The sequence below is a fragment of the Pseudomonas sp. GW821-FHT02H06 genome, from assembly GCF_059421525.1.
This window is the reverse complement of record NZ_JBWKVD010000016.1, coordinates 65,255-80,290: the sequence shown is the minus strand read 5'-3', so window position 1 is coordinate 80,290 and position 15,036 is coordinate 65,255. Positions and strand designations below refer to the sequence as shown.

At 60.3% G+C, this 15,036-nt stretch carries 14 protein-coding genes; 6 read left to right on the top strand and 8 right to left on the bottom strand.

All coding sequences use genetic code 11. The features are described 5' to 3' along the window. Positions 1 to 37: 37 nt before the first annotated feature. Both AC07VF_RS21775 and rluB read left to right on the top strand, forming a co-directional pair. Positions 38 to 226, top strand: a complete 189-nt coding sequence (locus tag AC07VF_RS21775; protein ID WP_163022138.1) for a DUF1289 domain-containing protein — start codon at positions 38 to 40, stop codon at positions 224 to 226. Positions 227 to 439: 213 nt separating this feature from the next. Beyond that, the gene (rluB, locus tag AC07VF_RS21770; RefSeq protein ID WP_192170986.1) at positions 440 to 1,687 is read left to right on the top strand and encodes a 23S rRNA pseudouridine(2605) synthase RluB; all 1,248 of its coding nucleotides are present in this window, start codon (positions 440 to 442) and stop codon (positions 1,685 to 1,687) included. 82 nt (positions 1,688 to 1,769) lie between these two features. On the opposite strand, the gene AC07VF_RS21765 is transcribed toward rluB, so the two are convergent. Together AC07VF_RS21765 and AC07VF_RS21760 are read right to left on the bottom strand one after the other, a co-directional pair. Continuing rightward, positions 1,770 to 2,738 carry a CgnE/CgnB domain-containing protein gene (locus AC07VF_RS21765; protein ID WP_495010074.1) on the bottom strand — a complete coding sequence of 323 codons (969 nt, stop codon included), beginning with the start codon at positions 2,736 to 2,738 and terminating at the stop codon, positions 1,770 to 1,772. Between the two features lie 69 nt (positions 2,739 to 2,807). Next, positions 2,808 to 2,945, bottom strand: coding sequence for a hypothetical protein (locus tag AC07VF_RS21760; protein WP_163022139.1), 138 nt, complete (start codon positions 2,943 to 2,945; stop codon positions 2,808 to 2,810). Positions 2,946 to 3,429: 484 nt separating this feature from the next. Here AC07VF_RS21760 and AC07VF_RS21755 point away from each other — a divergent pair, with 484 nt between their 5' ends. Together AC07VF_RS21755 and arfB are read left to right on the top strand one after the other, a co-directional pair. Beyond that, positions 3,430 to 4,854, top strand: coding sequence for an amino acid permease (locus AC07VF_RS21755; protein ID WP_495010075.1), 1,425 nt, complete (start codon positions 3,430 to 3,432; stop codon positions 4,852 to 4,854). Between the two features lie 53 nt (positions 4,855 to 4,907). Further along, positions 4,908 to 5,321, top strand: coding sequence for an alternative ribosome rescue aminoacyl-tRNA hydrolase ArfB (gene arfB / locus AC07VF_RS21750; RefSeq protein ID WP_065986956.1), 414 nt, complete (start codon positions 4,908 to 4,910; stop codon positions 5,319 to 5,321). Between the two features lie 15 nt (positions 5,322 to 5,336). Here arfB and AC07VF_RS21745 read toward each other — a convergent pair whose 3' ends face one another. From AC07VF_RS21745 to phhA, 5 genes are all read right to left on the bottom strand, one after another. Next, the gene (locus AC07VF_RS21745) at positions 5,337 to 6,551 is read right to left on the bottom strand and encodes an MFS transporter (protein ID WP_346625435.1); all 1,215 of its coding nucleotides are present in this window, start codon (positions 6,549 to 6,551) and stop codon (positions 5,337 to 5,339) included. Positions 6,552 to 6,787: 236 nt separating this feature from the next. Then, a complete protein-coding gene (locus AC07VF_RS21740) occupies positions 6,788 to 6,925 on the bottom strand; it encodes a hypothetical protein (RefSeq protein WP_192170990.1) in 138 nt (45 codons plus the stop codon). A 180-nt stretch (positions 6,926 to 7,105) separates the two neighbouring features. Continuing rightward, positions 7,106 to 8,302, bottom strand: coding sequence for an amino acid aminotransferase (locus AC07VF_RS21735; RefSeq protein WP_346625434.1), 1,197 nt, complete (start codon positions 8,300 to 8,302; stop codon positions 7,106 to 7,108). After that, complete coding sequence (locus tag AC07VF_RS21730; RefSeq protein ID WP_074890313.1) at positions 8,303 to 8,659, bottom strand: 4a-hydroxytetrahydrobiopterin dehydratase; 357 nt, start codon at positions 8,657 to 8,659, stop codon at positions 8,303 to 8,305. Positions 8,660 to 8,711: 52 nt separating this feature from the next. After that, positions 8,712 to 9,500 (bottom strand): phenylalanine 4-monooxygenase, encoded by a 789-nt coding sequence (gene phhA / locus AC07VF_RS21725; RefSeq protein WP_495010076.1) that lies wholly within the window; start codon positions 9,498 to 9,500, stop codon positions 8,712 to 8,714. A 271-nt stretch (positions 9,501 to 9,771) separates the two neighbouring features. On the opposite strand from phhA, the gene AC07VF_RS21720 reads away from it, so the two are divergent. Further along, entirely contained in the window at positions 9,772 to 11,325 is a 1,554-nt protein-coding gene (locus AC07VF_RS21720; RefSeq protein ID WP_346631111.1) for a sigma-54-dependent transcriptional regulator, read from the top strand. 143 nt (positions 11,326 to 11,468) lie between these two features. On the opposite strand, the gene AC07VF_RS21715 is transcribed toward AC07VF_RS21720, so the two are convergent. Beyond that, entirely contained in the window at positions 11,469 to 11,735 is a 267-nt protein-coding gene (locus AC07VF_RS21715; protein ID WP_133773333.1) for a DUF2790 domain-containing protein, read from the bottom strand. Between the two features lie 451 nt (positions 11,736 to 12,186). On the opposite strand from AC07VF_RS21715, the gene acs reads away from it, so the two are divergent. Beyond that, a complete protein-coding gene (gene acs, locus AC07VF_RS21710) occupies positions 12,187 to 14,142 on the top strand; it encodes an acetate--CoA ligase (RefSeq protein WP_122624629.1) in 1,956 nt (651 codons plus the stop codon). The last annotated feature ends 894 nt before the right edge of the window (positions 14,143 to 15,036 follow it).

The window sequence follows — 15,036 nt, the reverse complement described above, 5'->3', positions numbered from 1 at the left end:
ATGTCCGCAGCGCCCAATTCCTCACTCAGGCGAACCCATGAGCACCAAAAACCCCTGCATCAGCCTCTGCAAATTCGACGAAGAAATTTGCCTCGGCTGCGGTCGCAGCAAGCGCGAAATCAAGTCCTGGAAGAAGATGGAGAAGGACGAAAAGCGCTCGGTGCTCGCCGAGTCGGCTCTGCGGCTGATCAAACTCAAGGGCGCCAGTCGGCGGAAAAAGAAGTGAGCCTGAATTTTTCATCTACTCTCTGATGCGCAACGCGCGTCAGGCGCGTATGATTCGCGACCTTTTGGCGATCCACACGCGCCAGGGATTTCAGTTTTCTGCCCGTTCCGCTTCAGAGTTGTTCTGATCCGGAGCCGCTCTCGTCCAGAGAGCCGGGCCACAGGCCATGCCCACTCGCGCATGCCCTGATTCGACACACCGGGAGGTGCCCAGATGAGTGAACAAGACAAGCAAGACAAAGAGATCGGCCCAGCAGGCGAAAAACTGCAGAAGGTCCTGGCGCGCATTGGCGTCGGTTCCCGTCGCGACGTTGAAGCCTGGATCGGCGAAGGCCGCATCAAGGTCAACGGTGTTCAGGCCACGCTCGGTCAGCGCGTCGACCTGCACGACGCCATCACGGTCGACGGTCGCGTGATCCGCCGCGAAGAAGCCGCCGAGACCGTTCGCCGCGTCGTCATGTACAACAAGCCCGACGGTGAAATCTGCACCCGTGACGACCCTGAAGGCCGTCCGACTGTATTTGATCGCCTGCCGCGCCCGAAAGAAGGCCGCTGGATCAACATCGGTCGTCTGGACATCAACACCACCGGCCTGCTGATGTTCACCACCGACGGTGAACTGGCCAACCGCCTGATGCACCCCTCGTTCGAAATGGACCGCGAGTACGCCGTGCGCGTCCGTGGTGAAGTCGACGACGACATGCTGGCGCGCCTGAAGGCTGGCGTGGTGCTGGAAGACGGCCCGGCGCGTTTCACCGACATTCAGCAGGCGCCGGGTGGCGAAGGCTTCAACCACTGGTACCACTGCGTGGTCATGGAAGGCCGCAACCGTGAAGTTCGCCGGTTGTGGGAATCCCAGGGGTTGGTGGTCAGCCGCCTGAAGCGCGTGCGTTTCGGTCCGGTGTTCCTCAATTCCGATCTGCCGATGGGTCGCTGGCGCGAAATGAGTCAGCAGGAAGTGGACATCCTCAGCGCCGAGGTCGGCCTGACGCCGGTCGCGATGCCGCAGATGACCGCCAAGACCAAAGACAAGCTGGAACGTTTGCAGCGTCAGTCATCCCGTCCTTTGGGCAAAGGCGAGCGCGTGCGTCAGGTTCGTCCGGCCAAGGATGCGGTGTCCCCGGATCGTCCGGCCCGCGAGCCGCGTCTGGCTGATGGCGAGCGCCCGGCGCGCAAACCTGCCGAAAGCGGTCGTCCGGCGCGCACGCCGCGTCCGGCCATCGGTGGTCGTGGCGACACTGCCCGTGGCGGCAATCCACGTGGCGACAGCGCCCGCAGCGAAAGCGGTCGTGGCACGCCGGTGGCGGAACGTCCGAGCGACATGAACAAGCGTCCTGCCAAGCCGAAGCCTTCGCGCCCCGGCATCGGTCTGGTGGACGACAAGACCCCGTCCGGCAAACGCCGCGGCCCGCCAAGCGGCTCCGGTCAGCGTCCGGGCTTCGGTCGCCGCAAGCCTGAGTAATGCCGTTGTGAAACACTGACAGCGGTCTGCACTACGAAAAACGCCAGTCGAGAGACTGGCGTTTTTTATGCCCGCTTGGGAGTCAGACGACGTAGGCGGTCCCGTCGAACACCACGCGCTTGTCCACGGCCAGTGAGCCGCTGTTGAAGATCAGGTCCATGTGATGGCTGCCCTTGGCGCCGCCGCCCAAGCCCAGGTGCAGCCCGCAGTGGCGCTCTTCGAACCCTGCGTTGCGCGCGTACAGCTGACTGACGCCTTCGTTGGTGCCGATCCCCAGTTCCTCGATTCGACGGTTCGAGGGATTGGCGTCCAGGTATTTATTGAAGTCGTGCTCCAGCCCCGGTACCTCAGTAGCGATGCGGGTCACCACGGAGTTCTCGATCCACAGTTCCAGTGGGGATTCGATGATCCCGTACTTGCGCGCGAAAGGGATGGTGCTGAGAAAGGTGCCGAGGAACCGCACATGACCGTTGATGGATTCGCTGTGGGTGGCGATCTCACCGGGGGCCAGGTCGTAGTTGCCGACGCCGTTGATGTTGGTCCATTTCTTCAGCTCGCGCAGCGGGGCCTCAAAATATGAACCGTGATCGTCGCTGAAGCTGAGGGTCTCGCCTTGGTTCATGGTGTCGATCAGTGCCGCATTCAGCTGCGCGATGCGCTCGGGCTCAACGCTGAAGGCGTCGTAGAAATAGTCGCCGTAATCTTTGAACAGCAGAGACTTCTTCCACTGCGCCGACATCAACTCCTGCAACTGGCGAATGAACGGTGGCCCCTCCGCGCGAGGATTGGGCAGCGTTGAGGAATCGTAGAACAAGACGAAGAGATCGGAATCGGTGATGGCTTCGGTCAGTTCGCTGATAGGAGACGTGTCCAGCGGCATAGTGCTGAACCGGAAGAAATCCCGCGCCGTAGCGCTTTCGATGATGCCATTGACGATGCGGCGGTATTCCGGGGTATGAGCCAGTAGTACTTGGGGAGTGTTCATGCCGGTGACGGCGGGGTGGCGTTGCAGGTAATACAGGAAATGTTCGATTGCGCTGCTGTTATCCATAGTGCGCTCCGCTCCGAATGCTTAAAACAAGAGGGCGAACGCGTTAGCCACGTTCGCCCTTCAGCTGTTTTAGAACGGCCACATCGCGGTGCCAAACGGCACGACGGCGTCAGCCTGCATCATTTCCACAGCGGCATCATGAGTCGGTGCTTCAAACCAATCGTCCAATTGCAGTTCTTCTTCCAGAGCCAGTTCAACTGTTTGCATAGGTGAATCTCCTGAGAATGACGTACTTGCCGAATGCAGCGAGGACGAGAGGGCTGAGCCCCGGGTCCTCGTCATGGAAGCACACTGACCTTCGTGGCCAGCAAGCACTGAAAAAACTAGTGCAATAACCGGAGTGTTGCAAAATAAAAAATGGGAGATAAATGCTGGCATTTCGCCGGAATTATCGAAACTTCCTGCGAAAACAACGTTAGGGAGCTTTCGATTTCGGGGAATTATTTTTGCGACAGAATTGTGTCGGCAGAGTGATTGAGAGCCCAGTCAATAACAGATTCCCGGCTAAAGCCGGTCCTACTCTTCCGCGCAATCCGGTGTGAGCGGTGTACAATGCGCGCCCGTTTTTTCTGTGATCCACCGGCGTATGGACGCCAATCCCTCGGGGTTACCCACTCCGTTTCCCTCCGCCGCGTCATGAGCGCGTCGGGTTCGATTCCGTCACAGACAAGCGCGCCAAGGTGGTTTGCCAATGAGTGAAAACATGTCCCATTCGGGTGACTTGAAGCGTGGTCTGAAGAACCGTCACATCCAGCTGATCGCCCTCGGTGGCGCGATTGGCACGGGTCTGTTCCTGGGCTCGGCAGGGGTGCTGAAGTCCGCTGGCCCGTCGATGATCCTTGGCTACGCCGTCTGCGGCTTCATCGCCTTCATGATCATGCGCCAGCTCGGCGAAATGATCGTCGAAGAGCCGGTGGCCGGGTCGTTCAGCCATTTCGCCCACAAATACTGGGGCGGCTTTGCCGGTTTCCTGTCGGGCTGGAACTGCTGGGTCCTGTACATTCTGGTGGGCATGTCAGAGCTGACCGCCGTTGGCAAATACATCCAGTACTGGTGGCCGGAAGTCCCGGCGTGGGCCTCGGCCGCGGTGTTCTTCGTGATGATCAACGTCATCAACCTGGCCAACGTAAAAGTCTTTGGCGAGGCCGAATTCTGGTTCGCGATCATCAAGGTCGTGGCGATTCTGGGGATGATTGCCCTGGGCAGTTATCTGCTGGTGAGCGGCGAGGGTGGCCCGCAAGCGTCGGTCAGCAACCTGTGGGATCGGGGCGGCTTCTTCCCCCATGGCGTGAGCGGCCTGGTCATGGCCCTGGCGTTCATCATGTTCTCGTTCGGTGGCCTTGAGATGCTCGGCTTCACCGCTGCGGAAGCGGACCAGCCGCAGACCATCATTCCCAAGGCGATCAATCAGGTCATTTACCGGATTCTGATTTTTTACATCGGCTCGCTGGTGGTGCTGCTGTCGCTGACGCCATGGGACGCCTTGCTGATTGACCTCAATGCCTCCGGCGATGCCTACAGCGGCAGCCCGTTCGTGCATGTGTTCTCGATGCTGGGCAGCACGACAGCGGCGCACATTCTGAACTTCGTCGTGCTGACGGCGGCCTTGTCGGTCTACAACAGCGGCACCTATTGCAACGCGCGCATGCTGTTTGGCATGGCCGAGCAGGGCGATGCGCCGCAGTCACTGGCGCGGGTCGATGGTCGGGGAGTTCCGGTGCGGGCGATTCTGGTGTCGGCGGCGGTGACGCTGATTGCCGTGCTGCTCAACTACCTGATGCCGCAAAATGCCCTTGAGCTGCTGATGTCGCTGGTGGTCGCCACGCTGGTGATCAACTGGGCGATGATCAGCTATTCGCACCTCAAGTTCCGCCAGCACCTGACCCGGGTCGGCCAGCAGCCGCTGTTCAAGGCGCTGTGGTACCCGTACGGCAACTACGTCTGTCTGGCGTTTGTGGTGCTGATTCTCGGGATCATGCTGATGATTCCCGGCATCCGGATTTCGGTCTACGCGATCCCGGTCTGGCTGGCGGCGATGTGGGTGTTCTACCTGATCAAGAACAAGCGTCGGGCCGATAGCGAGTCAATGGCCCAGCGGACGTCGATCATTAAATAAGGCGAGAGCCGCCGGTGACGTCGCGGCGGCTTCGAACCAGGACACAGGTTGCCATGCTGATCATTTCCAACAACATCCATCTGCCGGACAGCGACGTCGAGCTGACCGCCATCCGTGCCCAGGGTGCGGGTGGTCAGAACGTCAACAAGGTGTCCAGCGCCATGCACCTGCGCTTCGACATCAATGCCTCGTCGTTGCCGCCGTTCTACAAGGAACGCCTGCTGGCGCTGCGTGACAGCCGCATCACCAGCGACGGCGTGCTGGTCATCAAGGCGCAGCAATACCGGACGCAGGAACAGAACCGGGCCGATGCGCTGGAACGCCTGAGCGAGCTGATCATTAGTGCGGGTAAGGTCGAGAAGAAGCGCCGGCCGACCAAGCCGACCCTGGGCTCGAAGACCCGCCGGCTGGAGTCGAAGACCAAGCGCGGGTCGATCAAGGCAGGACGGGGCAAGGTCGATTTTTGAGCAGCGTTTACGGGATCAGCTGGCGACCGGCTTTTCTCGCGTTCTCTTCGCGTGCTTGTACAGGTAGACGCTCAGCCCCAGCCCGCTCAGTGAAGCCAGCGCGGCGAACAGGAAGATCGACGCAAAGCCAAAACCTGCCGCCACGGCGCCCGCCACCGGTCCGGTTATCCCCAGCGACAGGTCGATGAACAGCGAATAAGCCCCGACTGCCGCACCGCGACTGGCGGGCGGCACCAGATTGACTGCTTCGACGCCGAGCGCCGGGAACACCAGCGAGAAGCCGAAGCCAGTCAGCGCCGCACCGGCCAGCGCCAGATTCGGGTTGGGCGCCAGCCACAGCAGCAGCAACCCCAACGTCTCCACTGACAGGCAGGCAATCGCCACGCGGAAGCCGCCGATGCGGTTGATCAGGTTGCCGAACAGCAGGCGTGCGCCGATGAAGCAGGCGCCGAACAGGCTCAGGCACAACACCGCATTCGGCCAGGTGTGGCTGGCGTAATACAGGGTGATGAAGGTCGCGATGGTGCCGAAGCCGATCGAACCCAGCGCCAGCCCGGTGCCGTGGGGCAGCACGCGGCCGAGCACGTGAAGGAAGGGCAACCGCTCCCCATGCACCAGCGGCGCCGGGGTTTTCTTCCAGGCCAGGGAAATACCCAGCGCTGCCAGCAGCATGATGCTGACGCCCATGCTCCACAGCCCCAGCGCGTTGACCAGCAAAACACCCACCGGCGCGCCGATGGCCAGTGCGCCATAACTGGCGATGCCGTTCCATGAAATCACTTTGGCCGTATTGGCGGCGCCAACGCGGCCGATGCCCCAGCCGATCGAGCCGGAGCCAACCAGGCTCTCTGCACTGCCAAGCACCAGCCGGCCCACGAACAAGCTGATCAGGCTGACCATCGGCCAGGCGTCGAGCCAGTCGGCGAGGAGCATGAACACGCCGCTCAACCCGCACCCGAACAGGCCGATGATCACTGCTTTCTTCGGGCCCCGGGTGTCAATGATGCGCCCGGCGTAGGGGCGGCTGAGCAGGGTCGCGAGGTATTGCACGCTGATCACCAGCCCGGCGGCGACCGCGCCGAAGCCAAGGTCGGTGTGCACATAACCGGGCAATACGGCCAGCGGGATACCGATGTTTAGGTAGCCGATGAAGGTGAACAGCACGATGGAAACAACCTGCAGCGTGACAGCCATAGGACGTTGAGGGGCAGCGCTCGAAGCGTCTGGCATGGGCATAGATCCACGGTTACGACGGAAAAAGAATAGCGAGGGGGCAATCGGGTTGAAGCGTAGACGCTTGAATCCGCGCGAGGGCACATGATAACGAGGCACGGCCGTTCATGGCAGTAGCGGATGGGTAGATCTGAATTCGGGGTGGGGCAGGGGTGAAGCCTGTCGCGAATGATTCAGCCCTTATGGAAATACACCTTGAAGACGCTCTTCCATAGGGGCTGGACAATTAGCCTTCAGCGCGGGCTTTGGGCTTTGCTGCTCTCGTTGCGTTTACCGCTGGCTTTCATCTCGATCGGCTGACCGAGTTCCTGGCGGGCTGCTGCGCTTTGCTGGGTTTGGCTTGGGAAGGGGAAGTTCGGGATTTCATGCATATCGTCGCTCCTCACAAGTGTGTTGCGGCTGAATTGAACAGCGCGTCCTAAAACGCTCAGGGAGGATACAGCAGTACAAATGACAATCAGACTTTTAAATGCGGGCCGCCGGTCATGTAGTGAGGATGGGTTCCTGCAACATCCGCGCGGCCCGCTAAAAGCGTTGAATCGGTGATCGCCTCAGTCTTTGCAAACCGCCGCAAACGCCGCTGCCAGTTCATCCAGCCGCGTGGCATCAATCCCCGCAACGTTGGCTCGACCCGCCGCCACCATGTACACGCTGTGCTCGTTGCGCAGACGCGCTACCTGATCGTCGTTCATGCCGGTGTAGGAAAACATGCCGCGCTGCACGGCGATGTGGGCGAAACGCTCACCCAGGCCCAGCGGTGTAAGCGCCTCCACCAGCCCGACGCGCAACTGCGCAATTCGGCTGCGCATCTCTTCCACTTCTTCAGCCCACAGGGCTTTCAACTCAGGATCGCCCAGGATCTCGGCCACGACGGCGGCACCATGATCCGGCGGGTTCGACCACAGATTGCGGGCGGTCGCCGACAGCTGACTGCGCACATCCATCAGCTTCTCGGTGGTGTCAGCGCAGACCAATAAGGCGCCAGTGCGTTCGCGATACAGGCCGAAGTTTTTCGAGCACGAACTGGTGATCAGCAGCTCAGGCAGTTCGCCGGCAAACAGACGAACCGCCCAGGCGTCTTCTTCAAGACCGTCGCCAAAACCCTGATACGCGAAGTCGATCAGCGGCAGCAGATTGCGTTGCTTGACGATTTCCAGCACCGCGTACCAGTCATCACGGGACAGGTCGAACCCGGTCGGGTTGTGACAGCACGCATGCAGCAGGACAACGTCGCCTTCCGGAATGGTCTTCAACGTCGCCAGCATGGCCTGCACGTTGAGCGTGTTGTCGCTACCCACGTAGGGGTAGTGACTGACCTTCAGGCCTGCAGCGGCATAGATGGTCTCGTGAATCGGCCAGGTCGGATCGCTCAGCCAGATGCCTTTGCCCGGCAGGCAGTTGGCAATGAAGTCGGCGCTCAACCGCAGCGCGCCCGTGCCGCCAGGGGTCTGGGTAGCGCCGACGCGTTTGCTGGCGATCAGCGGTGAATCGGCGCCCATGACCAGCTCACAGATCAGCGTGCCGAAACGCGGTTCGCCATGGCCACCGATGTAGCTCTTGGTGGGCTGGGAATCGACCAGCCGTTGCTCGGCGATTTTCACCGCGCGGGGAATGGTGGTCAGGCCCTGCGCATCTTTATAGACGCCCACGCCCAGGTCGAACTTGTTCGGATTCGGGTCTTTGGCGTAGGCCTGAATCAGGCCCAGGATGGGGTCGTCCGGTACGCGCTGGATCTGTGAAAAATGCATTTACTTACGGCCCTCGGCGCTTTTGGCCACCTCGTCTGTGCGGGAGGCCATGATGAAATCGTTGCGGTGCAGCCCCTTGATGGAATGGCTCCACCAGGTCACGGTCACTTTCCCCCATTCGGTCAGCAGACCCGGGTGGTGACCTTCGGCCTCGGCAATTTCGCCGACCGCGTTGGTAAACGCCAGCGCAAATTTGAAATTCTTGAACAGAAAGACTTTTTCCAGCTGCATGACGCCGTCACGCACTTCGATGTTCCAGTCCGGGATCTGCTTGAGCAAATCCGGCAGCTCGGCGTCGCTGACCTGTGGGGCGTCGGCGCGGCAGGCTTCGCATTGGGATTGGTTGAGAGCGGTCATTGAAAGATTCCTTGATCGGGTTCGGGCTGCTTTTTTTGGGGCGGCTGTTGTTTTAAGCGGCTTTATTTTTCGGTGGAAATTTCGGCGCGTGCAGCCCCAGTTCAGCCGCCGTGCGGGCCATGCCCATGATGTCTTCATGGGCTAGGTCGAACAGGCGCTTGAGGTCCGGCAGCACAAAATACACCGGCTGCAGAATGTCGATGCGGTAGGGCGTGCGCATGGCCTCAATCGGGTCGAAGGGCTGATGTTCAGGGGTTGTTGACACGCTGTAAACGGTTTCCTTGGGCGAGGAGAGGATGCCGCCGCCGTAGATCTTGCGCCCCTGGGGCGTGTCGACCAGGCCGAATTCGATGGTCATCCAGTAGAGGCGGGCAAGATACACGCGCTGCTCTTTGCTGGCTGCCAGACCGAGCTTGCCGTAGGTGTGGGTAAATTCTGCAAACCAGGGGTTGGTCAGTAAGGGGCAGTGTCCGAAAACCTCGTGAAAGATGTCGGGCTCTTGCAGGTAGTCGAGCTCTTCTTCGCTGCGAATGAATGTGGCGACCGGAAATCGCTTGCTCGCCAGCAACTCGAAGAAGGTTTGAAAGGGGATCAGCGCCGGCACGCGCTCGACTTGCCACCCCGTGGTCGCGCCCAGCACGCGGTTGATTTCGCCAAGCTGCGGAATACGGTCCTGGGGCAGGGCGAGCTGCTCGATGCCATCCAGATACTCCTGGCACGCACGACCTGCGATCACCTTGAGCTGGCGGGTGATGAGGGTGTTCCAGATTCTGTGCTCGGCTTCCGAGTAATCAATGAATCCGGTGGCGTCCGGCTCGCGGGCGACGTACTGCGTACTCATGGGGCTCTCCTGATGGCTTGTTCTTATATGGAGCAATGCGATTGGGGGTAAAACTGATTGGGATATTGATAGCTGATTTGGCGCCTCTCAGCTGCAAGGCTCCAGCCCGATTTGCGCAGCCCTGTCCGATAATTCGTAAAGAAATCGTGACGGTTGACCGGGTTCGCCTGAATACATTCGCCGTGCTGTCTCGTCTGGCCCTTGCGCTGTAACGTATTCTTGACGATAAACTCGGGCCAACCCGAAATCGATGCCACCCCGCGAGCCCTCCATGCGTATCAAAGTCCATTGCCAGAACCGCGTCGGCATCCTCCGCGACATCCTCGAGCTACTGGTGGCCTACGGCGTCAACGTCTCCGGCGGAGAAGTCGGCGGTGAGCATGGCGACGCCATCTATCTGCGCTGCCCGAACCTGATCAATCTGCAGTTCCAGGCGCTGGTGCCGAAATTCGAGACCGTCGCTGGGGTATTTGGCGTCAAGCGTGTGGGATTAATGCCCAGCGAGCGTCGGCATATGGAGCTCAATGCCTTGCTCGGCGCACTTGAATTCCCCGTGCTCTCCATCGACATGGGCGGCTCCATCGTTGCGGCCAACCGCGCCGCCGCGCAGTTGCTGGGCGTGCGGGTCGATGAAGTGCCGGGCATTCCGCTGTCCCGTTACGCCGAGGATTTCGACCTGCCGCAACTGGTGCGCGCCAATCGCTCGCGCATCAACGGCCTGCGCGTGAAAGTGAAGGGCGACATCTTTCTGGCTGACATCGCGCCCCTGCAGTCCGAGCACGAAGACAGCGAAGCCATGGCCGGCGCGGTGCTGACGCTGCACCGCGCCGACCGGGTCGGCGAGCACATCTATAACGTGCGCAAGCAGGAGCTGCGGGGGTTCGACAGCATCTTTCAAAGCTCGAAAGTGATGGCGGCTGTGGTCCGGGAGGCCCGGCGCATGGCGCCGCTGGATGCGCCGTTGCTGATCGAAGGCGAAACCGGAACGGGTAAAGAGCTGCTGGCGCGGGCCTGTCATCTGGCCAGCCCTCGCGGCCAGTCCCCGATGATGGCGCTCAACTGCGCGGGGTTCTCCGAATCCATGGCCGAGACCGAGCTGTTCGGCTACGGCCCCGGCGCGTTCGAAGGTGCCCGCGCCGAAGGCAAGTTGGGGCTGCTGGAGCTGACCTCGGGCGGCACGTTGTTTCTCGACGGCGTTGCGGAAATGAGTGCGCGGTTGCAGGCGAAACTGTTGCGCTATTTGCAGGAAGGCTGCTTTCGACGCGTAGGCAGCGACGAAGAGGTTTACCTGGACGTGCGCATCATCTGCGCGACGCAGGTGGATCTTTCCGAACTTTGCGCCCGGGGTGAATTCCGCCAGGACCTCTACCACCGGCTCAACGTGCTATCGCTGCACATTCCGCCCCTGCGCGACTGCCTGGATGGGCTCGCGCCGCTGGTTGAGCACTTTCTCGATCAGGCCAGCCGACAGATCGGCTGCACTTTGCCCCGGCTGGCGCCAGCGGCAATGGAACGCCTCAGCCAATACGATTGGCCCGGCAATGTACGGCAACTGGAAAACGTATTGTTCCAGGCTGTTTCGCTGTGCGACGGCAAATGGGTGAAAGCCGAACATATTCGCCTGCCGGATTACGGCGTGCGCCCACCCTTGGGCGACTTCTCTCTGGAAGGCGGGCTGGAAGATATTGTCGGGCGATTCGAGAAGGCAGTACTTGAGCAACTCTATGCGGCACACCCGAGCAGCCGCTTATTAGGCAAGCGATTGGGTGTTTCCCATACAACTGTCGCCAATAAGTTGAAGCACTATGGAATAGGCCAGAGTTAATAGTGGGTGATGACTTCAGAAGTGCGCTTGCCCGCGAATCGGTAATACTGCTGGCGGATATATAAACTCATGCACCGCACTTCACGGGCAAGCGCACTCCTGCAAGTAAGCGGCGCGCTCAACTGATCAACAGAGCGTGCTGATCAACCGTTGCTGCACCCGTTACCCATGACCTGATACTCAAGCACGTGGCGTTTGCCCTGCGAGTCTTCGTAAGTCATATGCTGCGGGACGACCTGGCAGACGTTAGGCACTTCGTCCACCGAAATGACTTTCGCGATATCCAGTTTAGTGGAATAGGTGTACTCCTCGACACGCTGTTGCTGAGCGGCCACTTTTGCGCCGGATTCTTCTGCCATTGCCATGGCGCTGAAACCACAAAGAGCCATTACAACCAGTGCAGCTTTCATTACTCATTTCCTCTAAGTTGCTTCATTCACACTGCGTCGCAAGAACTGCGGTCGACAGGGTGCACAAAACCTTTTTGGGGCTCTGCGTGAAGCGAATCATGACCGGGTAGGTTTAGTTGATTGACAGTGCAGTGTGGGGGGGCTGTTGTTTATCAATCATTTGCCGTGTTGGCGGAACGGATTCTATGCCCCTGTTCTGAATTCATATAGAAACCATTTTGATAAAGTCTATTGAGCGAAACGGCAACAATCGCCGTTGTCGGGTTGCGGCCAGGCGTTCGATGGGTTCTTCAGTCGTAGCCGGGACATGAAGATTTGCCTGGAATCGGGCACTGGACCTGCTTTCGGCGCTATGCTCGGAGTCGGTAAGACCATCGTCGAATGGCCTTTACAGCCATCGGCGGATACAACAGGGTCATAAAACAACAACATTTCCACCGAGGTAAGAAAGATGAGTGCGGCTTCCCTGTACCCCGTCCGCCCTGAAGTGGCAGCCAACACGCTGACTGACGAGGCGACCTACAAGGCGATGTACCAGCAGTCGGTGGTCAATCCCGATGGCTTCTGGCGCGAACAAGCCCAGCGCCTTGACTGGATCAAGCCATTCACCACCGTCAAACAGACCTCGTTCGACGACCACCGCGTCGACATCAAGTGGTTCGCCGACGGCACCCTGAACGTTTCCTACAACTGCCTCGACCGCCATCTGGCCGAGCGCGGCGATTCGATCGCGATCATCTGGGAAGGCGACGATCCTTCCGAGAGCCGCAACATTACCTACCGCGAGCTGCACGAAGAAGTCTGCAAGTTCGCCAACGCGCTGCGCGGGCAGGATGTCCATCGCGGCGATGTCGTCACCATCTATATGCCGATGATCCCGGAAGCCGTGGTTGCCATGCTGGCCTGCGCGCGCATCGGTGCGATTCACTCCGTGGTGTTCGGTGGTTTCTCCCCGGAAGCACTGGCCGGTCGCATCATCGACTGCAAATCGAAAGTGGTGATCACCGCTGACGAAGGGCTGCGTGGCGGCAAGAAGACCGCCATGAAAGCCAACGTCGACCGTGCGCTGACCAACCCGGAAACGGCGAGCGTACAGAAGGTCATCGTGTGCAAACGCACCGGTGGCGACATCGAGTGGAACCGTCATCGCGACATCTGGTACCACTCGCTGCTGGACGTGGCATCGAGCACCTGCGCGCCGAAAGAAATGGGCGCCGAAGAATCGCTGTTCATCCTTTACACCTCGGGCTCCACTGGCAAGCCGAAGGGCGTGTTGCACACCACTGCGGGCTATCTGCTGTACGCGGCGCTGACCCACGAGCGCGTGTTCGACTATCGTCCGGGCGAAGTGTACTGGTGCACCGCGGACGTCGGCTGGGTCACCGGCCACAGCTACATCGTCTACGGCCCGCTGGCCAATGGCGCGACCACGCTGTTGTTCGAAGGGGTGCCGAATTACCCGGACATCACCCGCGTGTCGAAAATCGTCGACAAGCACAAAGTCAACATCCTCTACACCGCACCGACCGCCATCCGCGCCATGATGGCCGAGGGCACCAAGGCCGTAGAGGGCGCGGACGGTTCGAGCCTGCGTTTGTTGGGTTCGGTGGGCGAGCCGATCAATCCGGAAGCCTGGAACTGGTACTACAACACGGTCGGCAAGAAGAATTGCCCGATTGTCGACACCTGGTGGCAGACCGAAACCGGCGGCATTCTGATCAGCCCGCTGCCTGGCGCCATTGCCTTGAAGCCGGGTTCGGCGACGCGTCCGTTCTTCGGCGTGATTCCGGCCCTTGTGGATAACCTGGGCAACCTCATCGAAGGCGCAGCGGAAGGCAATCTGGTGATTCTCGACTCGTGGCCGGGTCAGTCGCGCAGCCTGTACGGCGACCATGACCGTTTCGTCGACACTTACTTCAAGACCTTCCGCGGCATGTATTTCACCGGCGACGGCGCCCGTCGTGACGAAGACGGTTACTACTGGATCACCGGCCGCGTCGACGACGTGCTCAACGTGTCCGGCCACCGCATGGGCACCGCCGAGATCGAGAGCGCGATGGTGGCTCACCCGAAAGTCGCCGAGGCGGCCGTCGTGGGTGTGCCTCACGATTTGAAGGGGCAGGGCATCTACGTCTACGTCACCCTTAATGGCGGTGAGGTTCCGGACGAAGCGTTGCGCATCGAATTGCGCAACTGGGTGCGCAAGGAGATCGGTCCTATTGCTTCGCCGGATGTGATTCAGTGGGCGCCGGGTCTGCCGAAGACCCGTTCCGGCAAGATCATGCGACGCATCCTGCGCAAGATCGCCACCGGGGAGTACGACGCGCTGGGCGATATCTCGACGCTGGCCGATCCGAGTGTGGTTGCGCATCTGGTTGAGACCCACAAGACCATGACTGCGGCGTGAAAGCCTTTAACGTCAAGGGCGTCTGCCTGGGGGCAGACGTTTCGCCTTCGGCGAGTTACTTTTAAAAAGCACTAAAAGTAACCAAAAGTGCCTGCTCTCGGTTGGGCCCGACTTCGTCGGGTTCCTTCACTCCGGTCTCGCTCCGTGGGCCCGCGCCGAACGGACATCCATGTCCTGACGGCGCTCTCGCGGCATCCATGCCGCTCGGCCCACTCCTCGAGACCTCCGTTCAGCCTGCACCAAAGTCGCATTTTGCGGTGTCTGGGCTATCGCGTAGAAGATCAACTGCAAAAGCAAAAGCTTCCCGGCTGAAGCCGGTCCTACAGTCGGAGCCAGTCCTACTGACTGAACGCGCTGCTGTCAGTGGGACTGGCTTTAGCCAGGAAGAGGCCAGTCCAGGCGCCAACAATTTTGCTGATCGCACCCCCTCCCTGTGGGAGCGAGCTTGCTCGCGAATGCTGTATTCCAAGCACCAGATATTCGATGGATGTACCAACCCCTTCGTGAGCAAGCTCACTCCCACAAGTCCTCAGCGTTTGATCTGCCCTTGATTGGCCTTTGATCTGCTTTTGATCTTCATATGCAAAAGGCTCAGACACCGCCAATCGCGACTTGGGTGCAGGCTGAACGCAGGTCTCGTGGAGTGGGCCGAGCGGCATGGATGCCGCGAGAGCCGCCCCCCGCCATGGATGGCGGATGGCGGCGGGCCCACGGAGCGAGGCCGGAGTGAGGGAACCCTGAGGAACGAAGGGCCCAACCGAGAGCAAGCACCCTTGGTTACTTGGGGTGCTTTTCCAAGTAACTCGCCGAAGGCGAAACAGTCCGCCCCCAGGCGGACGCTCTTGATCCTAATACCCGGACGGTCCCCCGAAGAATCGGGAAATATCGATTTGT